Annotated in this window: 16 protein-coding genes; 10 read left to right on the top strand and 6 right to left on the bottom strand. The window is 68.0% G+C overall.

Going from position 1 to position 21959, the window contains the following annotated elements; all coding sequences use genetic code 11:
• Nucleotides 1–62 precede the first annotated feature (62 nt).
• Complete coding sequence (locus ACFY5D_RS02380) at nucleotides 63–2237, top strand: primosomal protein PriA (protein ID WP_387524506.1); 2175 nt, start codon at nucleotides 63–65, stop codon at nucleotides 2235–2237.
• A gap of 24 nt (nucleotides 2238–2261) precedes the next feature.
• On the opposite strand, the gene ACFY5D_RS02375 is transcribed toward ACFY5D_RS02380, so the two are convergent.
• Together ACFY5D_RS02375 and ACFY5D_RS02370 are read right to left on the bottom strand one after the other, a co-directional pair.
• On the bottom strand, nucleotides 2262–3221 hold the full coding sequence (locus tag ACFY5D_RS02375; protein WP_387524503.1) for an alpha/beta fold hydrolase: 960 nt from the start codon (nucleotides 3219–3221) through the stop codon (nucleotides 2262–2264).
• A 45-nt stretch (nucleotides 3222–3266) separates the two neighbouring features.
• Nucleotides 3267–4319: a sugar-binding transcriptional regulator gene (locus ACFY5D_RS02370; protein ID WP_387524500.1), complete on the bottom strand. Its 1053-nt coding sequence runs from the start codon at nucleotides 4317–4319 to the stop codon at nucleotides 3267–3269.
• Nucleotides 4320–4564: 245 nt separating this feature from the next.
• Here ACFY5D_RS02370 and ACFY5D_RS02365 point away from each other — a divergent pair, with 245 nt between their 5' ends.
• From ACFY5D_RS02365 to ACFY5D_RS02345, 5 genes are all read left to right on the top strand, one after another.
• The gene (locus tag ACFY5D_RS02365; RefSeq protein ID WP_387524497.1) at nucleotides 4565–6277 is read left to right on the top strand and encodes an FAD-dependent oxidoreductase; all 1713 of its coding nucleotides are present in this window, start codon (nucleotides 4565–4567) and stop codon (nucleotides 6275–6277) included.
• 219 nt (nucleotides 6278–6496) lie between these two features.
• Entirely contained in the window at nucleotides 6497–7225 is a 729-nt protein-coding gene (locus ACFY5D_RS02360) for an MIP/aquaporin family protein (RefSeq protein ID WP_387524494.1), read from the top strand.
• A gap of 127 nt (nucleotides 7226–7352) precedes the next feature.
• On the top strand, nucleotides 7353–8867 hold the full coding sequence (gene glpK, locus ACFY5D_RS02355; protein ID WP_387524491.1) for a glycerol kinase GlpK: 1515 nt from the start codon (nucleotides 7353–7355) through the stop codon (nucleotides 8865–8867).
• Between the two features lie 276 nt (nucleotides 8868–9143).
• On the top strand, nucleotides 9144–11660 hold the full coding sequence (gene leuS, locus ACFY5D_RS02350) for a leucine--tRNA ligase (protein ID WP_387524488.1): 2517 nt from the start codon (nucleotides 9144–9146) through the stop codon (nucleotides 11658–11660).
• Nucleotides 11661–11682: 22 nt separating this feature from the next.
• Nucleotides 11683–12777 carry a DegV family protein gene (locus ACFY5D_RS02345; RefSeq protein ID WP_387524485.1) on the top strand — a complete coding sequence of 365 codons (1095 nt, stop codon included), beginning with the start codon at nucleotides 11683–11685 and terminating at the stop codon, nucleotides 12775–12777.
• Between the two features lie 24 nt (nucleotides 12778–12801).
• Here the strand turns inward: ACFY5D_RS02345 and ACFY5D_RS02340 are convergent, their stop codons facing one another.
• Nucleotides 12802–14220, bottom strand: coding sequence for an MFS transporter (locus ACFY5D_RS02340; protein ID WP_387524482.1), 1419 nt, complete (start codon nucleotides 14218–14220; stop codon nucleotides 12802–12804).
• 311 nt (nucleotides 14221–14531) lie between these two features.
• Between ACFY5D_RS02340 and ACFY5D_RS02335 the strand changes: the two genes are divergently transcribed.
• Entirely contained in the window at nucleotides 14532–14771 is a 240-nt protein-coding gene (locus ACFY5D_RS02335) for a DUF2188 domain-containing protein (RefSeq protein WP_387524479.1), read from the top strand.
• Between the two features lie 131 nt (nucleotides 14772–14902).
• Here the strand turns inward: ACFY5D_RS02335 and ACFY5D_RS02330 are convergent, their stop codons facing one another.
• Nucleotides 14903–15793: a CPBP family intramembrane glutamic endopeptidase gene (locus ACFY5D_RS02330; RefSeq protein ID WP_387524476.1), complete on the bottom strand. Its 891-nt coding sequence runs from the start codon at nucleotides 15791–15793 to the stop codon at nucleotides 14903–14905.
• 242 nt (nucleotides 15794–16035) lie between these two features.
• Here ACFY5D_RS02330 and ACFY5D_RS02325 point away from each other — a divergent pair, with 242 nt between their 5' ends.
• The 3 genes from ACFY5D_RS02325 (at nucleotide 16036) to holA (ending at nucleotide 20356) form a co-directional block, all read left to right on the top strand.
• Nucleotides 16036–16770, top strand: a complete 735-nt coding sequence (locus ACFY5D_RS02325) for a helix-hairpin-helix domain-containing protein (protein WP_387524473.1) — start codon at nucleotides 16036–16038, stop codon at nucleotides 16768–16770.
• On the top strand, nucleotides 16767–19268 hold the full coding sequence (locus tag ACFY5D_RS02320) for a ComEC/Rec2 family competence protein (protein ID WP_387524470.1): 2502 nt from the start codon (nucleotides 16767–16769) through the stop codon (nucleotides 19266–19268). Before ACFY5D_RS02325 ends, ACFY5D_RS02320 begins: the two co-directional genes overlap by 4 nt.
• Before the next feature lie 89 nt (nucleotides 19269–19357).
• On the top strand, nucleotides 19358–20356 hold the full coding sequence (gene holA / locus ACFY5D_RS02315) for a DNA polymerase III subunit delta (protein ID WP_387524467.1): 999 nt from the start codon (nucleotides 19358–19360) through the stop codon (nucleotides 20354–20356).
• 16 nt (nucleotides 20357–20372) lie between these two features.
• Here holA and ACFY5D_RS02310 read toward each other — a convergent pair whose 3' ends face one another.
• Nucleotides 20373–21104, bottom strand: a complete 732-nt coding sequence (locus tag ACFY5D_RS02310) for a phosphatase PAP2 family protein (protein ID WP_387524464.1) — start codon at nucleotides 21102–21104, stop codon at nucleotides 20373–20375.
• A 331-nt stretch (nucleotides 21105–21435) separates the two neighbouring features.
• Entirely contained in the window at nucleotides 21436–21696 is a 261-nt protein-coding gene (gene rpsT, locus ACFY5D_RS02305) for a 30S ribosomal protein S20 (RefSeq protein WP_387524461.1), read from the bottom strand.
• Nucleotides 21697–21959: the final 263 nt, after the last annotated feature.

Genomic DNA, 21959 nt, shown 5'->3' with positions numbered 1-21959 from the left:
ACACCAAATACACCGATGACACCGACATACACAGGACAACCCGAAGGGAACGCGCCGGCACCGTGAGTGATCCACTTCAGCCATCGCTGCTGGCGGGCTTCGACCTGGGCTCCACGCTGCCCGGAACCCCCAAGACCGCCGAGCACCTGCCGGTGGCCCGGGTCATCATCGACTCGGCGTTGCCGCATCTGGACCGGCCCTTCGACTACCTGGTCCCCGCGCAGCTGGATGCCACGGCCCGGCCGGGCGTGCGGGTCAAGGTGCGCTTCGGCGGCCAGGAGCTCGCGGGCTTCCTCGCCGAACGGCTTGAACACGGCGAACAGGGCGTGAGGCTGCAGCCCCTGGGGTCCGTGGTGTCGCCCGAGGTGGTGCTCACCGCGCCGGTGCTCGCCACCGCACGAGCCGTGGCCGAACGCTACGCGGGGACGCTGTGGGACGTCTTGCGCTCCGCGGTTCCCCCGCGCATGGCACGGGTCGAGAAGGAGGCCGGCACCGCGGATGAGGCACCGGACCCGGCCACTCCAGAAACGCACCCTCCGGCTGCTGCCGCCGGCCCGGCCGACCCGCGTGTCGCGGGGCAACACGCCGATGACGCGCCCACGGGCGACAAGCGCGATGCACCACATGGCGTTGTTTCGGATGGCGTTGATCCACGCGGTCTTGATGCGCTGCACGGCCCGCTGCTGGCCGAATACGACGGCGGGGCGCACTTCGCCGCGGAACTGGCCGCGGGAAATTCACCGCGCGCGGTGCTCAGCGCGGTGCCCAACCGCCCCGGACACTGGCCGGCACTGCTGCTGGAGGCGGCTCTTGCCGCCAACGAATCGGGGCGCGGCGCGCTGATCGTCGTGCCCGACGCACGCGACCTCGCCCGGCTGTGCACGCTGCTCGACGAGCGGATCGGCACCGGGAATTACGTGCGGCTCAGCGCCGAGGACGGGCAGACCCCGCGCTACCGGAACTTCCTCAGGGCGGCCCGCGGCCAAGCCAGGCTGGTGGTCGGCACCCGCAACGCGGCCTTCGCCCCGGTGAAGGACCTGGGGCTGGTCATCATCTGGGACGACGCGGACACCTCGCACGCCGAACCTCGCGCCCCCTACCACCACGCCCGCGAGGTGCTGCTGCTGCGCAGCGGGATCGAGAACGCGGCCATGCTGGTCGCGGCACCCGGGCGCAGCGCGGAGGCCCAGCGCCTGATCCGCAGCAACTGGGCCGTGGAATTGCGGGCCAACCGCGCGTTGCTGCGCGCCCACGCCCCGCGGGTGATCGCGGCCTCCGACGAGTTCGAGCAGAACCGAGACCCGCTGCTGCACGCGGCCCGGCTGCCGGCGGCCGCCTGGCGGGAGGCCAAGCTGGCGCTTGAGCGCGGCCCGGTGCTGGTGCAGGTGGCGCGCACCGGCTTCATGCCGGCGCTGCGCTGCGAACGCTGCAGGACCAGCGCGCGCTGCACCAAGTGCACGGGCCCGCTGGCCCTCGACGATGCGCGCGGCGCGCCCTCGTGCGGCTGGTGCGGGCTGGTGGCGGCCGGCTGGTCGTGCGCCGAATGCGGTTTCATGCGGTTGCGCGCGGCGAGCATCGGCGCGGACCGCACCGTGGAGGAACTCGGGCGGGCCTTCCCCAACGTGAACGTGGTGGCCGCCACCGGCGCCAAGCCGCTGCACCACGTCCCCGACGCCCCGGCGTTGATCGTCGCCACCCCGGGCGCCGAGCCCGTCGCCGAGCACGGCTACGCGGCGGTGCTGCTGCTGGACGGGGACCGGATGATGTCCCGCGAGGGCCTGCGCACCGGCGAGGAGGTGCTCAACCGGTGGATGGGCGCCGCACAGCTGGCCCGCGGCCACGTGGGCGCGCCGGGCCTTCCCGGCGGCGGAACCGTGGTGGTGGCCGGCGACCCCAGCGAGCCGATGCGCGCGTTGGTGAGGTTCGATCCCGGCGCCTACGCCGATGCCGAGCTGGGGGAGCGCCGCGCCCTCGGGCTGCCCCCGGCGGTGCGCACGGCCCTGGTCAAGGGCCCGGCGGCGACGGCGGACAAGTTCGTCGAGGCCCTGGGCTTCGGGGACGACGTGCGCCTGCACGGGCCGGTGCTGGCGGGCGAGGGCGAGCACCGCTGGCTGCTCTTCTACTCTTACGCCCAGGGACCCGCCGTCACCAGGAAGCTGCGGACGCTGCGCGCAAGCTTCAGCGCCGCGAAGGAGCCGATCCTCGCGATCCGGGTCGACCCGGACGGCATCCTGTAGCCTGCGTCCTCCAGACGTCGGGCGTTAGATGCCCGGCGTGGCCCCGTGCAGGATGCGCGGCACCGGCTTGGGCACGTACGGGTGCGCCGACCCCAGGAAACCGTTGATCAGCGCGCCGGCCTCAGCCGCCTTCTCGTAGTGGATCAGGTGCCCGACCTCGGGAATCACCCGCATGACGCCGCGCGGGAACGCGCGTGCCAGGGACTTCTGTCCCGGGATGGAGCCCAGTTCGTCCTGCTCGCCGACCACCAGCAGCGTGGGCTGGGCGATCCGCGCGGCGAAGTCGCGCACGGTTTCGGTGATCGACGCCGCGTAGGCCTCGCGCAGCGTGGCCCGCGAGGTGAAGCCGGAGAAGTAGCGGCGGTGCTGGTCAAAGACGTAGGCGCGCATGGCGGGGTCACTGGACTTCAGCATCGCCAGGCTGGTCACGTCGGTGATGAGGCGCGAACGCAGCAGCCCCTCGCCGAGCCTCGCCGGCAACGCCGCCCCCGCGCGGTAGTAGAGGCTTGCGATGCGGGACATGAATGCCTGGTTGCCCTCGAGCGCGGGCTCGCAGATCGGGTTGATAAGCACCAGCTCGGCAAAAGCATCGGGATGTCTGGCCAGGTAGGCGGCGGTGACGATGCTGCCGAAGGAGTGGCCCAGCAGGATGGTTTCCGGGCCGAGGCCCAGTTCCCCGCGCAGCGCATGGATGACCTCGGCGTACCCGGTGACGTCGTGCGCCGGCTGCGGCTGCCCCGGGGCGGCGGCGAACGGGGTGGAGACCCCGAAGCCGGGCAGGTCGGGCACGATCACGGTGTAGCCGGGCAGCTCCTCGATCAGCCTGACGAGTCCGTGGTGGTCGCCCCGGAAACCGTGCACGGCCAGGATCACGCCGCGGCTGGCCTCGCGTGCGGGGTAGCTCCAGCAATGGACTTGGGAACCGTGCACCTCGTGGATGCTGTGCAGGCTCGGGCGTTGGGGGCTGAAAACTTCGGCTGGCATGCATCCAGCCTAGTGGCAAGCCCGGCCCGTCGCGTAGGGCCCCGCCTAGCCGAGCGGAACGCCGGGGGAGTTGAGCAGTTCCAGCGCCGTTCCCTCGTCGAGCACCAGGTCGGTGACAAGCCCGCCGGCCAGCGCCCCGCGCAGGGCCGTGAGCTTGCCGCGCCCGGAGACCACGCACAGCCGCCGCGGCACCTCGCGCAGGGTCTGCAGGCTGGGTCCGGTGGCGCGCTCGTTGATTTCGATGCCCTCGTCGCTGCCGTGCGCGTCGAAGAACATGGTGGCGACGTCGCCCACCACGCCGCGTTCGCGCAGGGCGCGGTCCTCCTCGTGGGTCAGGTAGCCGCCCCGGTAGACCTGCGAGGGGACGGCCGCGGCCGTGGCTCCCAGGCTGAAGACCGCCAGGGTCATGTTCCGCTGGATCTTCAGCACCCGCTGCACCGAGCCCTCGCGCCACATGGCCTCGCGGGTCGACGCCCTGTCGAAGAACGCCGGGACGGGGAACTGCTCGACGCGCGCCGTGAAGGCCGCGCCGAAGCGCTGCAGGATGTCCGAGGCGTAGGTCAGCCCGGTCGTCTGCGGGTTGGCAGCGCCGTTGAGCTGGACGATCACGGTGTCGTGGGTGGGCTTGCGGCTCAGCGCATTGGACATCGCCTGCACCGTGGAGCCCCAGGCGACGCCGACGGTCATGCCGGAGGAGATCAGGGTGCTCAGCACGTGCGCGGCGTGCGAGGAGACGCGCTCAAGGATTTCGCTGTCGCTGAGCGACCCGTCGGTGGGAACCACGAACACCTGGAGCCCGTAGATGCGCTCGAGTTCGCGCACCAGCACCGGCGTCCGGTCGCCGGTGGCGTTGATCTCGATGTTCACCAGGCCGGTGCGCCGGGCCATGCCGAGCAACCGGGAGACGGTGGAGCGCGAGACGCCCAGTTCGCGGGCGATCGATTCCATGGTCAGGTGCTGCAGGTAGTAGAGCTGGGCCGCGCGCAGGGCGTCGCGTTCGCGGGGGACGACCTGCGCCGGATGCGGCGCCTGGTGCTTCGCCTGCACGTTTTGAGCACCCGGTGCGGGCGGAAAGTCACTGGTTAGGTGCTGTTTCATCGGCTGAAACGGCCTTTCGTGCACATATGTGCATTTCGGTTGACGGGAGTGTTCTGCACTGACCAGACTAGCTCGTATCCGGTGCAATGCGGCTCCCAGAGCCCGCTGGCGATCATCCGGGGACGCTCTGCCCTGTTGCTTGTTTGGTTTCGGTGCCAGAGTGGAATCCCCGGGATGTGAACCGATTGTTCCCGGATCGTTTGAAGTTTGAGCCACGCATCACAGCACCATGGAAGGGCCTCACAGTGGAAGCCGCAACCCCACATCGTTCACAACTCGCCGCCCTGCGCGAGCGCCCGGGAGCCAAGGTCCTCATAGTGGGTGGCGGCATCAACGGCGTCGCCACGTTCCGCTACCTGGCCATGCAGGGTGTCGACGTTGCCCTGGTGGAAAGGGGCGACTACTGCCAGGGCGCCTCGGGCGCCTCCTCGCACATGATCCACGGCGGCATCCGCTACCTCGAAAACGGCGAGTTCCGCCTGGTCCACGAATCCGTGCAGGAACGCAACTCGCTGCTGGAAATCGCACCGCACTACGTGAAGCCGTTGCAGACGACGATCCCGATCTTCTCCACGTTCTCCGGCATCCTGTCGGCGCCCATGCGCTTCCTGACCCACCGCAGCGGCAAGCACACCGAACGCGGCGCCGTGCTGATCAAGGCCGGACTGGTGCTCTACGACCTGTTCGCAGGTGCCGGCGCCTCCAAGCGCAACACCCCGTGGCACAAGTTCCGCGGGGCCAAGGCCTCGCTGGCGGAGCTGCCGCAGCTGCGCGACGACGTGAAGTACACGGCAACCTACTTCGATGCCTCGGTGCACAACCCCGAGCGGCTCACCCTCGACGTCCTGCGCGACGGGCTGCACGCCAACCCCAACGCCCGGGCCAGCAACTACGTTTCCCTCGTGGGCCACGGCGCCCAGGGAGCCCGCCTGCGCGACGAGCTCAGCGGCGAGGAATTCGACTTCGATGCGCAGGTCGTCGTGAACGCCACCGGCGCCTGGGTCGACCTGACCAACCAGGCCATCGGAAGCCCCAGCAAGTACATGGGCGGCACCAAGGGCAGCCACATCGTGCTGGACCACCCCGAGCTGCTTGCGGCAACCGGCGGCCGTGAGATCTTCTTCGAGCACAGCGACGGCCGCATCGTGCTGATCTACCCGATGGGCGACCGCGTGCTGGTGGGAACCACCGACATCGACGCGGACATGAGCGTGCCCGCACGCTGCACCGACGCCGAGGTCCAGTACTTCTTCGACCTGGTCCACCACGTCTTCCCGCGCATCCGCGTCACCGAGAACGAGATCGTCTACAAGTTCTCCGGCGTTCGCCCGCTGCCGCGCCACGACGACACGGCCCCGGGATTCGTCTCCCGCGACTACCGCGTGGAGCGCACGGAGCTGGAAGACAAGTCGGTCATGCTCTCGCTAGTCGGCGGCAAGTGGACGACCTTCCGCGCGCTGGCCGAAACCCTGGGCGGCAAGGTCCTGGCCGAGCTCGGCGTCACCGAGGTGCAGAGCACCCGCGGTGTGGCGATCGGCGGCGGCAAGAACTACCCGCGAAGCGTCCAGGAGAAGAATGCCTGGTTGGCCGCCCGCAGCGACCGAGCGCCCCGGGCCCGCCTCGAGGTGCTGCTCGAACGCTACGGCAGCCGTGCCGACACGGTGCTCGATGCCATCGGCACCAACGATCCCGTGCTGGCCGAATGCGCGGAACTGTCCGCGGCAGAACTGGTCTACCTTGCCGAACACGAACAGATCGGCACCCTCGTCGACCTGTTCATCAGGCGCACCTCGCTGGCTTTCCGCGGCCTGGTGACCCCGGAGCTCATGGCCGCCTGCGCCGGGATCCTCGCCCCGGTCCTGGGCTGGGACTCCGCCGAAATCGATGCCCAGGTCGCCGAGTGCGCCCGGGTCCTGGAACAGGAACACGGGGTGCGATTCGCCCCGGCCGGCGCCTAAACCCCGCCACCCGCGCCTCACCTCGCCTTTTAGTTTCCGGCTACCCCTTTACCCACGTTTTCAGACGTGGGTAAAGTGTGCCCAAAAGCGTTAGTGATTAAGCTCACGTCAGTTGGGGAATTTCGGTTCGAGGGACTCGCCTTTCGGCGGGCCCCTGCCGGAAGCCGTTGCAAGAAATGCACGCCAAGTTTTTCACTCACACACGAAAGAGGTTGAACCATGTCCCTAAACGCATTCTTAGCCGAGATGCTCGGCACGATGCTGTTGCTGCTCTTGGGCGGCGGCGTAGTTGCCAACGCCGTGCTGGCCAAAACCAAGGGCTTCGCCGGCGGATTCCTGATGATCAACTTCGGATGGGGCCTTGCCGTCTTCGCCGGCGTCTTCGCCGCGGCAGCATCGGGCGCCCACCTGAACCCGGCAGTCACCGTCGGCCTGTGGGTCAACGGCGATGTCGCCGAGTTCGGCCCCGGCATTCCCAAGACCTTGCTCGTCGTCCTCACGTACTTCGCGGCGCAGCTGCTCGGAGCCATGCTCGGCGCGGTGCTCTGCTACCTGGCCTACAAGCAGCACTTCGACGCAGAGGAAGACCCGGCACTGAAGCTTGCGGTCTTCTCCACCGGCCCGGCCATCCGCTCCTACGGCTGGAACCTGGTCACCGAGATCATCGGCACCTTCGTGCTCGTCTTCGTGATCGCAGGCCTGGGCAAGACGCCCCACCAGCTCGGCCCCCTGGCCGTGGCACTGCTGGTCGTCGGCATCGGCGCCTCGCTCGGTGGCCCGACCGGGTACGCCATCAACCCCACCCGTGACCTCGGCCCGCGCATCGTCCACGCACTGCTCCCGATCAAGGGCAAGGGATCCAGCGACTGGTCCTACGCCTGGGTGCCGGTCGTCGGCCCGATCATCGGCGGTCTCATCGGCGGCCTGGCCGCCGCAGCCATGTTCTAACCCCGCGCCCCGCGCAACGGCTTCTTAGCAGCACACCAGAGCAGTCCCCACCGTGTTCCCCGACAACCGGGGAACACGGAACTCGCCACCGGGCCACCTGGCCCGAAGTTGAAAGGACCCCCACAGCATGTCCAAGTACGTCATCGCCATTGACCAGGGAACCACCAGCTCCCGAGCCATCGTTTTCGACCACGCAGGCACCATCGTTTCCACCGGCCAGATGGAGCACGAGCAGATCTTCCCGCAGGCCGGTTGGGTCGAGCACAACGCCATAGAGATCTGGGACAACGTCCGCGAAGTCATCGCCGTCGCCCTGGCCGCCGGGAACCTCACCCGCCACGACATCGCGGCCGTCGGCATCACCAACCAGCGCGAGACCTCGGTGGTCTGGAACAAGAAGACGGGCATTCCGGTCTACAACGCGATCGTCTGGCAGGACACCCGGACCCAGTACATCGTCGAGGAACTCGCCGCAAACGGGGGCGTGGACCGCTACAAGGAACGCGTGGGCCTGCCGCTGGCGCCGTACTTCTCCGGCACCAAGGTCAAGTGGATCCTCGACCACGTCGAGGGCGCCCGCGAGGCCGCCGAGGCCGGGGACCTGCTCTTCGGCAATACCGACACCTGGGTGACCTGGAACCTGACCGGCGGCACCGACGGCGGTGTGCACATCACCGACGTCACCAACGCCTCACGCACCATGTTCATGGACCTGGAAACGCTCGCCTGGGACGACGAGATCCTCGCCGACTTCGGCGTCCCGCGCAGCATGCTGCCGGCCATCAAGTCCTCCTCCGAGGTCTACGGCCAGGTCCACTCCTCGCAGCTGCTGCGCGAGGTCCCGATCTCCGGCATCCTGGGCGACCAGCAGGCGGCAACGTTTGGCCAGGCCGCCTTCGACGCGGGCGAGGCCAAGAACACCTACGGCACCGGCTGCTTCCTGATCTTCAACACCGGCGAAGAGATCGTGCGCTCCAAGAACGGCCTGCTCACCACGCTGGGCTACAAGCTCGGCGACGCGGCACCGGTCTACGCGCTTGAGGGCTCGATCGCGGTCGCGGGGTCGCTGGTCCAGTGGCTGCGCGACAACATCGGCATGATCTCCACCTCGGCGGAGATCGAGACCCTCGCGGCAACCGTGTCGGACAACGGCGGCGTGTACATCGTCCCGGCGTTCTCCGGGCTCTTCGCCCCGTACTGGCGCTCGGACGCCCGCGGCGCGATCGTCGGACTGACCCGGTACGCGAACAAGAACCACATCGCCCGCGCGGCCCTGGAGTCCACGGCCTTCCAGACCCGCGAGGTGCTCGATGCCGTCAACGCCGACTCCGGCGTTCCGCTGACCGAGCTGAAGGTCGACGGCGGCATGGTCGCCAACGACCAGCTCATGCAGTTCCAGGCGGACCTGCTCGGCGTGCCGGTCATCCGCCCCAAGGTCACGGAGACCACGGCGCTGGGCGCGGCCTACGCCGCGGGCCTGGCCGTCGGGTTCTGGAACGACCTGGGCGAGCTGCGGGCCAACTGGTCCGAGGACAAGCGCTGGGAGCCAAACATGGACACCGCGGAGCGCGAACGCCAGATGCGCCTGTGGCAGAAGGCCGTCACCCGCACCTTCGACTGGGTTGACGAGGACGTTCGCTAGACGCCCCGAAACCCGCACCCTGCGGACCGGATAGCCGGTGCCCGGGCGTTGACCCCGCGATGAAATGGGGCAATGCCCGGGCCTTGCTGTAGAATGCAGAACATGAACGTTGAGCTCTTGCTAACCTAGCCGTATGGGTTTCACCCCCATACGGCCGCCCCTTGCATGCAAGGGGCTTTTGTGTGTCACGGGGTCTTTCGATCCGGCGCACAGGCGGCCCGGCAACCGGGAACGTTCCCACATACGCGCACGATTATAAGAAGGCGAAACACGATAGTGAGCACTCAGCCCACCGGCACCGAAACCGCGGACAACGAGTCCACCGCAGCGGCCTACAACTTCCAGGAGATGGAAGCCAAGTGGGCTCCGGTGTGGGACGAACTAGGTGTCTTCACCCCCAAGGACGACGGCAGTGCCGAACGCCGCTACGTGTTGGACATGTTCCCGTACCCTTCGGGCGACCTCCACATGGGCCACGCCGAGGCCTTCGCCATGGGCGACGTCGTCTCCCGCTACTGGCGCCAGTGCGGCTACGACGTCATGCACCCGATCGGCTGGGATTCCTTCGGCCTGCCGGCGGAAAACGCCGCCATCAAGCGCAACGCCCACCCCGCCGAGTGGACCTACGCCAACATCGACACCCAGGCCGCCAGCTTCAAGCGCTACGCGATCTCCGCCGACTGGGACCGCCGCCTGCACACCTCGGACCCGGAGTACTACCGCTGGACCCAGTGGCTGTTCACCCGCTTTTACGAAAAGGGCCTGGCCTACCGCAAGAACCACCCGGTGAACTGGTGCCCGAAGGACCAGACCGTGCTGGCCAACGAGCAGGTCGTCAACGGCGCCTGCGAGCGTTGCGGGACCCAGGTGACCAAGAAGTCGCTGAACCAGTGGTACTTCAAGATCACCGACTACGCCGACCGCCTGCTCGATGACATGGACGACCTCAAGGGCCACTGGCCCGAGCGCGTGCTGGCCATGCAGAAGAACTGGATCGGCCGCTCCGAGGGCGCCCACGTGGACTTCGTCATCGAAGCCACCGAGGCCAAGGAAGCGCACAAGACCACGGTCTTCACCACCCGCCCGGACACCCTGCACGGCGCCACGTTCTTCGTGGTCGCCGCCGACGCCGAGCTGGCCAACGAGCTCGTCACCGAGGAGCACCGCGAGGCCCTGGAGGCCTACCAGGAGCAGGTCAAGGCGCTGTCCGAGATCGAACGCCAGGCCACCGAGCGCGAAAAGACCGGTGTCTTCACCGGCCGCTACGCCATCAACCCTCTCAACGGCGAGAAGCTGCCCGTCTGGGCCGCCGACTACGTGCTGGCCGAATACGGCACCGGCGCGATCATGGCCGTGCCCGCGCACGACCAGCGCGACCTCGACTTCGCCCGCGCCTTCGGCCTGCCGGTGCGCGTGGTCGTCGAGACCGGCGCCGAGGACCCGGCCGAGACCGGCGTTGCCGCCGCCGGCGAGGGAACCCTCGTCAACTCCGGCGAGCTCGACGGCCTGCCGAAGGCCGAGGGCATCGCCCGCGCCATCGAGATCGTCGAGGCCGCCGGCACCGGCGAGAAGTTCGTGAACTTCCGCCTGCGCGACTGGCTGCTGAGCCGCCAGCGCTTCTGGGGCACCCCGATCCCGATCATCCACTGCGAGCACTGCGGAGAGGTCCCGGTTCCCGACGACCAGCTGCCGGTCCGCCTGCCGGACAACCTGCGCGGCGAGGACCTGGCCCCCAAGGGCACCAGCCCGCTGGCGGCCGCCAGCGACTGGGTCAACGTGGACTGCCCCAAGTGCGGCGCCGCAGCCAAGCGCGACACCGACACCATGGACACCTTCGTGGACTCCTCCTGGTACTTCCTGCGCTTCGTTTCCCCGAAGTACACCGAGGGACCGTTCGACCCGGAGGCCGTGCGCAACTGGATGCCGGTCGGCCAGTACGTCGGCGGCGTGGAGCACGCGATCCTGCACCTGCTCTACTCGCGCTTCTTCACCAAGGTCATCTTCGACCTGGGCCTGATCGATGTCACCGAGCCGTTCTCCGCGCTGCTGAACCAGGGACAGGTGCTCAACGGCGGCAAGGCCATGAGCAAGTCGCTGGGCAACGGCGTCGACCTCGGCGAGCAGCTGGACAAGTTCGGCGTGGACGCCGTGCGCCTGACCATGATCTTCGCCTCCCCTCCGGAGGACGACGTGGACTGGGCCGACGTGTCCCCGGGCGGCTCCCAGAAGTTCCTGGCCCGCGCCTGGCGCGTGGCCCAGGACGTCGCCAGCGCCCCGGGCGTGGATGCGTCCACCGGAGACAAGGCCCTGCGCCACGTCACCCACAAGACGGTCCACGAGGCCGCCGCGCTGCTCGAGGGCGGCAAGTTCAACGTGGTCATCGCCAAGGCGATGGAGCTGGTCAACGCGACCCGCAAGACCATCGACGCCGGCGCCGGCGCGGCGGACCCGGCCGTCCGCGAGGCCGCCGAGGCCACCGCGGTCATCCTCTCGCTCTTCGCCCCGTACACGGCCGAGGACATGTGGGCCGCGTTGGGCCACGAACCCGCCGTCGCCAACGCCGGATGGCCGGCCGTCGACGAGGCACTGCTCGTCGAGGACAGCGTCACCGCCGTCGTGCAGATCAAGGGCAAGGTCCGCGCACGCCTGGAGGTGCCCGTCGACATCACCGCCGAGGACCTCGAGGCGCTGGCCCTGGCCAACGAGCAGGTCATCCGCTACCTGGACGGCGCGGCCATCGCCAAGGTGATCGTGCGTGCGCCGAAACTGGTGAACGTGGTTCCCGCGTCCTAGTCAGGGGCTGTAACCTAACCATATGGATCCTGACCAGTTGCCCGTCCGACCGCCGTGGCAGACACGCACCGGCGGTTGGGTGGGCAAGTTGCGCCAGCGCCTGGACCGCCCCGAACACGGCGGCCCGGGCGGGCGCGGATTCATTCCCGTCGGGGTCGTCACCGACTCCGCCGCGGCCCTGCCGGCCGACTGGGCCAAGGCCCACGGGCGCTACCTGCGGGTGGTGCCGATGCCGGTGATGATCGACCACCAGATCTACTCCGAGGGCACCGACGACGTCCCCCACGAGCTCGCCCTCGGCCTGGCCATGGGCAAGTCCGTGCGCACCTCGCGCCCGGCGCCCGGCCAGCTGCTGCGCGCCTACCGGGAGCTTGCCGACGCGGGGGTCAAGCGGATCATCTCCATCCACCTCTCCGGCTCGCTCTCCGGAACCGTGGACGCCGCCCGGCTGGGCGCGGCGCAGTCCCCGGTCCCGGTCACCGTGATCGACTCGCTCACCGTCGCCCTCGCCGAGGGCTTTGCGGTGATGGAGGCCGTCACCGCCGCGGCCGCAGGCGCGAGCCTGGGGGAGCTGGTGGAGATCGCCGGCCGCGCACCGGAAAACCACGTCTTCTTTGCCGTGCCCTCCCTTGAGCAATTGCGCCGCGGCGGACGGATCGGCGCCATGGCCTCGGTGCTGGGCACCCTGCTGAACGTCAAGCCGATCCTGAGCGTCTGCGACGGGCACATCATCGCGCACGAAAAGGTCAGGTCGCAGTCGCGCACCGTGGCACGGCTCGTGGCGATAGCCCGCGCGGAGGCCGCCGTGCGCGGCCCCGAGGCGCGCCTTGCCGTGCACTACTTCGGCAACGAGGCGGCCGCCGAGGAAGTCGTGCACGAACTTGCGGGGGCCTCGCGCTTCGAGGTGCTGGCCGTTCCCGTCCCGGCGGTGCTGGGCGCGCACACCGGCGCCGGCGTGCTGGCGGTCGCGATCGGCGGCGGAAGCACGCCCCAGCCGCCCGGCCCTGCCGACGCCAAGCCCCGCCAGTCGGCCCCGCGCCGCGAGCACCGCCCGAGGCAGGGTGGGGATCCCGGGACCGCGCCGCGCCCGGAGGTTCCGGCGGCGACCCCGGAGTAGGGTCCGGCAGACAGCACCGCCTGCTCAGGGCTTGGGACCCCCGTTGACGTTGCGGTCGTGGCAGGCCGCTGCGGCCTCCGGCGCAACGTGCGGGCCGGGCGCCGGCAGGTTGCGGATGCCGATGGCGGAGATCGCGGCCCCGGCAAACAGGAGCGCCGCGGTGACAACCAGGACCCGGTGGAACGAGCCGTAGTCCAGCGTGGCCCCGACGATCGTGCCGGTGGTGGCGACGGCAACCAGCCCCGCCACGCGGGCCACCGCGTTGTTGATGGCCGACCCGATGCCGCTGCGCTCCGCGGCGATCGAGCCCAGCACGGCCGCGGTCAGCGGCGCCACCGTGATCGACAGGCCCAGCCCGAACAGCACCACCCCGGGCAGGATCTGCCACCAGTAGTCCAGCGGTTCCCGCGACGTGAGCATCAGCAGGAAACCGCAGCCGCCCAGGAACGGGCCGAGCCCCATGAACAGGCGCGGGCCGTGCTTCCCGGCCAGCGTGCCGAAGAGCGTGGAGAACGACAACGACATGATGGTCAGCGGGATGGTCGCGAGACCCGCGGCCAGGGCCGAGAACCCGGCGACCTCCTGCAGGAAGATCGGGATCATGAACAGCCCCAGCGACAGGCCGGCGTAGATCGACGCCGTGGCGAGGTTGCCGATGCCGAAGTTCCGGATCCGGAACAGCCCCAGCGGCATCATGGGGTGCGTTGCCCGCGCCTGCCACCAGATGAAGCCGGCCAGGCAGGCCAGCCCCGCCGCGAAGGGCGCCAGCACCAGCGGGCTGGCCCAGCCCAGCGTGCCCTGCATGATCAACGCGTAGACCGTCCCGGCCAGGCCCAGCGCCGCAAGCAGCGCGCCGGGGACATCGATGTGTGCTTCGGTGCTCCCGCGCGCCGGGTCGTGCAGCCTAAGCAGCAGCAGCATGGTCGCGGCGATCGGCACCACGTTGATGCCAAAGACCCACCGCCAGCCGATGGTGTCCACCAGCACGCCGCCGAGGACCGGGCCGACGATGAACGCCGTGCCGGTCCACCCCGTCCACAGGCCGATGGCCCTGGCGCGGGGCTCCTCCTCGAAGGCCGAGGTGATCAACGCCAGCGAACTGGGCACCAGCAGGGCGGCGGCGGCTCCCTGGAACAGCCTCGCGGCAACCAGCACAGGGCCGGAGGGCGCCGCCGCGCACAGCAGCGAGGCCGTACCGAACAGCAGCAACCCGGCACGCAGCACCCTGACGCGGCCGTGCGCGTCGGACAGGGCGCCGGCCACGAGTATCAGCGAGCCGAGGGTCAGCAGGTAGCCGTCGAGCACCCACTGCTGGGTGACCAGGCCGCCTCCGAGGTCCGCTGCGATGGCCGGCAACGCCACGTTGACGATCGACCCGTCGAGAAACGCCACGAAGGAGGAGAGGATCGCCACCCACAGGACCACCAGTTCACGTGATGTCATGCGGCGTTGCACTCTTCCCTTCCTGCACGGGGTCGTTCCCCTATGACCGAAGGTAGAACCGCGTGCACGGAGAGTCAACGAAGGGGGAACCCGCGGGCGGCATTCGGTGGTGGCGCCCGGCCTCCAGGCTCGCCGTTCCACTGGCGGGTTCGGCGGAGCAGAACCCGCCAGTCGGAGTGGATATTCGGGTCGCTCGTTATTGCTTTTGCCCGGCTGCAGGTGTCCACTGTTTATGGAACCTGCGCCACGGCGAACGTGGCCGTGCGACGGGGACCGGACACTATTTATGGAACAACCTCCAGGAGGATGCCATGTCCGCAGCATCGGCTGAGCAGAAGACCGTGAAGCCTTGGGTCTACCGCGTGATGCCCGTCGAAGGCGAGGATGACAAGAAGTGGGACCTGCACAAGGTCCGGACCAGCAAGCACACGCACTTCCACACCGTGAAAGAGGCGGTTGCCGCGGCCCACGAGGAGGCCGGCGCGCACCCGGCCCACATCGTCATCCACGCCCTTGACGGCCATGCCTACCGCGAGTACGACCTGAGCTGAAGGCGCATGGAGCCAGCCGGGATCCGACCACGACAAACACGTGGCCGAATCCCGCCGGTTCGGACGATGGCCCACATTGCCGGGCAAACACAGGCACCTGTGTTTGCCCGGCAAAAGGGCGCAAAAGGGCTTCAGGGCTTCAGGGCAACGGTTGCCTGTGGAGTCAGCGGAAGCTCACGGGCCGAGGCGCGGCCGCGGGCATTGCCGCGAATAAAGACCAGCAGGATGAAGCCCGCGGCGATGACCAGCATGGTGCTGAGACCCGCGGCGCTGAGCAATGGATTCTGGGTTCCGGAATTGTCCACGTCGATCCCGCCGGAGGCCAGCATCGTGGCGGGATCGGTTAGCGCGTGCAGGAGCATGGGCCACACCAGGTTTCCGGTCACCCGGAGCGTGAGGTACATCAGCATCCCGAACGCGAAGGTGTAGCCCACGGTCGCAGCCACGGTGCTGAGCGGCTGGCCGCTCAGCAGGTTGACACTGTGCAGCAAGGCGAAAATGAGCGAGGAGAGCGCCGCGACGGCCCACTCGCCGTAACCGCGTCGGCGCAACAAGGTGACAGCCACGCCGCGGGTGAGCAGCTCTTCGGAGAAGCCGACAAACGCACCGGTAACAAACATCATCGCGACGACTCCGGCGGAATACCTGCCGTAATCGGTGCCGAACAGTCGAAGGACGATCGGTGCTAGAACCAGTGCCGGCGCGATCCACATCCACCGGCTTCCCTTTACCGGCTGGCGCGCAAACAAGGGACGGGGCAGCCATCCGACGGACCAGGCGAAGGCCGCCAGGATCAGGGAGCCGATGACCAAACCGAGTGTCACCGCGACGAAGATGCTCTGGGGTGTGGCAAAGATGTTGTCGTTGTCGATGGCCCCGCCGAGGAACGGGGATGCGGCCAGCGGCACCAGTTCGTACAGCGCCAAGTACACGACGGCAAAAGCCAAGGCCTTCCACCATCCGCCCCGGTTCCAAAACGATTTCCATTTTGATCCGCCGAGGTTCAAGGCCGACTCAGACATTGTGTGCCTTTCCCATTGTGGTTTACACGGAATCACCACGAGATGCATTCCGTGGCCAGTAACCAACCGACGCTCACTAATCTACTCCTGATCAGTGGTTTCGTGAACTGGCAGCGTCTCAGGAGGTCGAACCCGCCGCTGCCCACCTTGTGCTTTGGGTTTGGATCCGCTGCGTCCGGAAGTTCTCCACAACCGGTTCGCCGGCCCTGCACAAGAACGATCGGGTGCACTGGACTTGAGGCATGGGCAGACACGATTGGGCGGAACGTGCGGCCACCCCAGACCTGGCGCTGGCACCGGGCCGCCTGCGCGTGCTTATCGGCAGGTCGGCCGTCATCGTCCTGGTCATCGGCGCGCTGAGCTGGATCTCCGTCTCCATCGTTTTCAACCCGCCGCCCGCCGGCCCGAAACAGATCCAGTCCCTGCCTTTGGCCGTCGACGGAAGCTCCTCGCCGGAAGGAAAGCGGACCGTCGGACAAGAGCAGGGTGGACAAAGCGGGCAGCCGCCGCCGGCTGGAACCGTGGCCGCCGGTGCCAGGGCCGTCGTGCACGTCATCGGTGCTGTCAAGAAGCCGGGCGTGTACGAGTTGCCGATGGGTTCCCGCGCGCTGGACGCCGTCAACCGGGCCGGAGGGATGCAAAAAAACGCGGCACCGGACGCGGTCAACCTGGCGGCCGAAATCGCCGACGGACAACAGCTGCGCATACCGTTCCGAGGAGAGCGTTCCGGCGCGGCGGCCCAGACACCCGATGGGTCGACGCCACGGGCCGGCGCGGCCGGTGGCCCGCTGAACATCAACACCGCCACCAGCGCCGAACTTGAAGCGCTGCCCGGCATCGGCCCCGCGCTGGCCAAACGCATCATCGACTTCAGGCAAACCAACGGTGCCTTCAAGAACCTCGCCGAGCTCGACGCCGTCAGCGGCATCGGCCCGGCCATGCTCGCAACACTGCGCCCAAAGGTGGAGTTCAAGTGAGCAAGGCTGCCGGGCACGGACCCCCGAAGCGCTCGTTGCAGGGGCGGTTGCGCCGGCGGCTGGCGACGAGCCTCGGAAGCGGATCCAAGGCGGTTGCTGCCGACGAGGAGCCGTTGCGGTTGGACCTGCGCGGCCTCTGGTGCCTGATCGGGGCCTGGGCCGCCGCGCTGGTCGGGGTCCGCCTGAGCCTGCCGCAACAGGGAATGGCGGTGCTCCTGCTCTTGGGTTTGTCCGGGCTCGGCGTGCTGTTGCTGCTGCGGCCCAGGCACGCCCTGTTCGGCGGGGACACCGCGCCGCTCTTCGCGGCACCCGCGCTGCTGTGCACCGCGGCCGGCCTGGTGCTGGCAAACCTCGCACTCAGCGGGGCCACCACAGTGCCCGAGCCGCTTCGCCAAGCAGCGGAAGATTCCGCGGTCATCCGGGTCCGGGTCGAGCTGGCCGGTACTCCGCGCGCCAGCCTCGTGGCCGACAAGTTCTCCGAAGATTCCCGCGGGCACACCCGCTACCAGGTGGAGGCCCGCGCCGGGTCGATGCGCGGCGGTGACGTCTGGCTTCCCGCGGAGTCCGAGGTCATCCTGGGGTATGCGGACTCGCTGGCCCCGGCGGGCACACGGCCCACGCGCGGAACCGTCGTGGAGGTGCTGGCCCGCATCACGCCGACACCGGCCGGGCAGCGCAGCCGTTTCCGGCTCACGGCAGTGGCGCCGCTGGTGGTCCTGGAGACCGACGGCCAACCAGGCCTTGCCGAGCGGATGCGCCAAAAATTCCGGCAGCACGCGATGGTGCTGCCGGAGCCCGGGCGGGCCCTGCTACCGGCGATGATCTACGGGGATCGCGGCGGCCAGGACGAGGAACTCTCCGACGCCATGAAGGCCGCGGGGCTGTCGCACCTGAGCGCCGTCAGCGGGGCAAACTGCGCGATGGTGCTCGGCGCGGCCTTTGCCCTGTGCCGCCTCTTCGGCGTGCCGAGGTTGCCGACGCTGTTGCTGGGCATGGCCGCCCTGTGCGGATTCGTGCTGCTGGTCGGCTACGAACCCAGCGTGCTGCGCGCGGCCGTCATGGGAGCCATCGCCGCGTTCTCGGTGCATTCCTCGAGGGGCCGCAACGGGCTCTCGGCGCTCTGCCTTGCGGTGGTCGTTCTGCTGGCCATCGACCCCTATCTGGCGGGGGAGGCGGCGTTCCAGCTCTCCGCCCTGGCCACAGCCGGCATCGTGCTCATCGGGCGCCGGCTCGCCGAGAAGCTCTCACGCTGGCTGCCGCAATTCCTCGCCGAGGGAACCGCCATCGCCGTCGCGGCGCAGATCGCCTGCCTGCCGGTGCTGGTGGCCCTCAGCCCCTCCTTTTCGCTGTATTCCGTGCCCGCCAACCTGCTGGTCGCCCCGCTCATTCCCTGGATCACGATCACCGGCACGCTGGGCATCGTGGTGCTCATGGTTTCGGCACCGCTTGGCGGGCTGCTCATCTGGGCCGCCGGCATTCCGGCGGCCGGCGTGGGACTTGTCGGCGTGTGGGTCGCGGCATTGCCGGGCGCACTGAGGCCGTGGCCGACGGGTGTCGTGGGAATCGTCCTGGCCTGGGCGTTGTTCATTGCCATCTTCTTCTCGCTGGGCAATGCGCCGGAGCGTCCGGGGACCTGGCGGTCGCGGATCCCGAGGGGTGTCCAAAGCATGGCAACGGGGTTGCTCCTGGGCCTCACCCTTCCCGTGACGGCACTGGTCCCGGCGCCGTCCGTGGCATGGCTGGTGGTGGCCTGCGACGTGGGCCAGGGGGATGGCCTGGTCCTCAATGCCGGGCCTGCGGGGGCGATCGTTGTTGACACCGGCAGGGAGCCTCCGGACATCGACGCCTGCCTGCGGCGTCTGCGCGTCGAGAAGATCGCCGCGCTTTTCATCACGCACCAGCATGCCGACCACGACGGAGGGATCGCCGGAGCCGGGAAAAACCGCCAAGTGGGGCAATTGTTTTACTCGGTGCTCGATGACCCCGCGAAGCCGCCGGCGGTCAACGGGCTCAGGGGCGAACAACTGGAGTCCGGGGACGAGGGCAGCGCCGGGACGGTGGCTTGGCGGGTCCTGGCGCCGGGCGGAACTGACACCAAGATGGACGAAAACGACGCCTCGCTGGTGATTCGCTTCGAGATTCAGGTTCCCGGAACCGGCCGCACCGTTTCAATGCTGGCGACCGGTGACATGCAGGAGACCCCGATGGGGGCGCTGCTGGCCTCCGGGACGGTGCAACGGGCCGACATCCTGAAGATCGCCCACCACGGGGCGGCCAATGGCGGCACCGAAATCATGGATGTCGTCCGCCCCGCGGTGGCGCTGATCAGTGTGGGGAAGGACAACACCTACGGGCATCCGAGCCCGGACATCATCGGGGCCCTGAAGGAAAGGGGCGTGCCGGCGCTGCGCACCGACGAGCACGGGACGCTCGTCCTGGGGTGGGAGGACGGCGGGCTTGCCGTTGCGGTCCTGGAATCACTTCGACCGGCACAATAGTTGGTGTCGGCAACCGTCGGAAAATACCTGATGCGGGCGTTGCGGATAGTATTTATGGGGTTCTTCATTCACTACGTAAGGGTTCGGTCATGGCTGCGGCACGAGGCACAACTAAGAGCGCCGGGATTTCCTGGCGGGACGTCTCCCCGGCGGCGATCATCCTGTTGCAAGGCTCCGAGGATCTGCTTGCCTCCCGCTCCTTCGAGAAGGTCCGGGCAACCCTGCGGGCCGGTGCGGAGGTCGAGCTCACGCGCTTTGAAGCCAACTCGTACGAGCGCGGCGAATTGCTGCTGGCTTCCAGCCCCTCGCTTTTCAGCGAAACCAAGCTCATCGAGGTCCGCCAGCTGGCCAACATGAACGAGGACTTCCTGGGCGACGCCCTCGAGTACGCGAAGGCCCCTGCACCGGACACCACGCTTATCATGCACCACGGCGGGGGAGTACGCGGCAAGAAGCTGCTTGATGCACTCAAGGCTGCCGGAGCCGTGCTGGTGGACTGCCAACCGCTGAAAAAGGATGCGGAGAAGATCGACTTCGTCACCCAGGAATTCAAGGCGGCCAAGCGACGCCTGAGTCCCGAGGCGGCACGGGCCCTGGTTGCGGCGCTCGGTAGCGACCTGTCCGAGTTGTCCGCGGCATGTTCGCAGCTGCTGCAGGACACCATCGGTGCGATCGACCAGGACGTGGTTGACAAGTACTACGGCGGCCGGGTTGAAGCCACCGGCTTCAAGGTTGCCGATGCAGCCATGATGGGGCGTGCCGACGTGGCGCTCTCCACGCTTCGGCACGCGCTGGCCACGGGAACCGATCCGGTGCCGATCGTCGCAACGCTAGCCATGAAGTTGCGCCAGGTTGCCAAGGTTGCAGGCGTCCGCAAGTCCGCCGGCCAACTTGCAAGCGAACTGGGCATGCCGCCATGGCAGGTGCAGCAAGCCCAGGAGCAGGCCCGCTATTGGAGTGCCGACGACCTGGGCCGCTGCATCCGCCTGGTTGCCGAGGCCGACGCCCAGGTCAAGGGTGCCTCACGCGATCCCGAGTACGCCGTCGAACGCGCGGTCACCCAGATAGCCCTGGCTGCCAGACGCTAGGACTTCCGGTTCGCAGCTACCGCTGGATTCCGACCTTGCGGCGATCGCGGTGGGATTCAAGGGGAATCGGGCCGAATCGTTCCAGGAAGCGCAGTCTCGCAAGGAGGCGCGCAGCATGGCGGTTCCACAGGCCGGAGAAGAGCATCACTGCTGCCGAGGCCGTCACGACGGCGGCAGCGACATCCGTTGGATAATGCACTCCGATGTAGATCCGCGAGAGAGCCAAGGCAACGACCATGGCCGCACCCAGAATTGCGGCCGCATTTCGCCACCGGGTTCCACGGGCCAGGTAGTAGACGGCGAAGGTCAAGCCGACTGCCAGGCTGACGTGTCCGCTGGGGAAGCTGTCGAAGCCCGTTTCCGGGGCCAGCGGATCCGCCAACAAGGAAGGATTTGGGCGGGGTCGCTCCACGACCACCTTGAACACCTGCGAAGAGAGCCAACCCACTGACGCAACGGTCCCGAAACCGATCGCGTTCACTGGTGAGCGCCTCACCAGCAGGAGGAACAGGCAGATTGCTGCCAGGAGGATGCCGCCGCCGAAGGGGCTGAAAGCGGTGCTGAGCAAAAGCGCCATGCCGTTGAGCAGTGTGTCGTGATGGCGGCTGATCTCCTGATCCACGGCTAGTTCCCCTGTGGTGTATCCGGGCAGGTGCATTGCACCGAATCCAACGGCCAGCACGAGCGCAAGCATTGCGGTCGGGATCAGCACCCATGACTTCAGCTGCGGCAGAATCATCATGCGCATGCGTCCGTCGATTTGTGGACTCGGATACGCTGACCAGGTCTGGCTGACTTTGTTCATTTGGCAGGGCGCTCATTTCAGCATCCGGGGTCAAGGGGCAAGCAGCACCCTCAACGGATGCCGACTTGACGAGGTTACCGGCCCATTCAGTACGTTCGCCCTGAGGGAGCCCCTGATTGGCTGGGTGCTTCCCTCCAGGGCCAGTTGCGGTTCAGTGAACCACGTCCGTTCCGTGCGTGGTTCCCGGAATCCAAGGGAGAAACCGGGGAGCAAGTTAAACAAGTAGGCCCTCCACCCGATTGGGTGGAGGGCCTACTATGCAGTGAAGCAATCCTTAGAGGGCGTTAACCTTCTTGGAGATGGCCGACTTGTGGTTTGCTGCGTTGTTCTTGTGCAGCACACCCTTGGTGACGGCCTTGTCAATCTTGCGGCCAGCGGTTACCAGTGCGGTAGAGGCTGCGTCCTTGTCCTCGGCCACAACGGCAGTGTTTACTGCGCGAATTGCGGTCTTGAGCTCGGACTTGATTGCAGCGTTACGCTGGCGTGCCTTCTCGTTGGTGAGAATGCGCTTCTTCTGGGACTTGATATTTGCCACTGTTTTAAACTCTCTTGCTCATCGCTTATATGGTCGGTGAGGGATATCTTCCGGGCCATTGACTGAGCGGCGTGGGGATACCTATGGCGACCCGGGAGAAGTGCCCGTCGACCTGCGCGGACACACAAGAAGTAATACTATCAGGTTCACATCGAACTCACGATTCATTCGTGGAATCGCGAACGTGATGCGGGTCAAGTTCTATTGGCGCCGAGGAGCTGGGATTCGCGGTGAAGCAGCACTTCAGCCCGGTATTTCCCGAC

It is taken from the genome of Paeniglutamicibacter sp. NPDC012692 (genome assembly GCF_042901625.1).
GTDB lineage: Bacteria > Actinomycetota > Actinomycetes > Actinomycetales > Micrococcaceae > Paeniglutamicibacter.
This window is presented reverse-complemented; position numbering and strand designations above follow the sequence as displayed.

Bases quoted from the DNA above. Each gene is read 5' to 3' on its own strand.
- ACFY5D_RS02375 (WP_387524503.1), bottom strand. From the start codon at position 3,221: ATGCCAGCCGAAGTTTTCAGCCCCCAACGCCCGAGCCTGCACAGCATC.
- ACFY5D_RS02370 (WP_387524500.1), bottom strand. From the start codon at position 4,319: ATGAAACAGCACCTAACCAGTGACTTTCCGCCCGCACCGGGTGCTCAA.
- ACFY5D_RS02360 (WP_387524494.1), top strand. From the start codon at position 6,497: ATGTCCCTAAACGCATTCTTAGCCGAGATGCTCGGCACGATGCTGTTG.
- glpK (WP_387524491.1), top strand. From the start codon at position 7,353: ATGTCCAAGTACGTCATCGCCATTGACCAGGGAACCACCAGCTCCCGA.
- ACFY5D_RS02345 (WP_387524485.1), top strand. From the start codon at position 11,683: ATGGATCCTGACCAGTTGCCCGTCCGACCGCCGTGGCAGACACGCACC.
- ACFY5D_RS02340 (WP_387524482.1), bottom strand. From the start codon at position 14,220: ATGACATCACGTGAACTGGTGGTCCTGTGGGTGGCGATCCTCTCCTCC.
- ACFY5D_RS02335 (WP_387524479.1), top strand. From the start codon at position 14,532: ATGTCCGCAGCATCGGCTGAGCAGAAGACCGTGAAGCCTTGGGTCTAC.
- ACFY5D_RS02330 (WP_387524476.1), bottom strand. From the start codon at position 15,793: ATGTCTGAGTCGGCCTTGAACCTCGGCGGATCAAAATGGAAATCGTTT.
- ACFY5D_RS02325 (WP_387524473.1), top strand. From the start codon at position 16,036: ATGGGCAGACACGATTGGGCGGAACGTGCGGCCACCCCAGACCTGGCG.
- holA (WP_387524467.1), top strand. From the start codon at position 19,358: ATGGCTGCGGCACGAGGCACAACTAAGAGCGCCGGGATTTCCTGGCGG.
- ACFY5D_RS02310 (WP_387524464.1), bottom strand. From the start codon at position 21,104: ATGCGCATGATGATTCTGCCGCAGCTGAAGTCATGGGTGCTGATCCCG.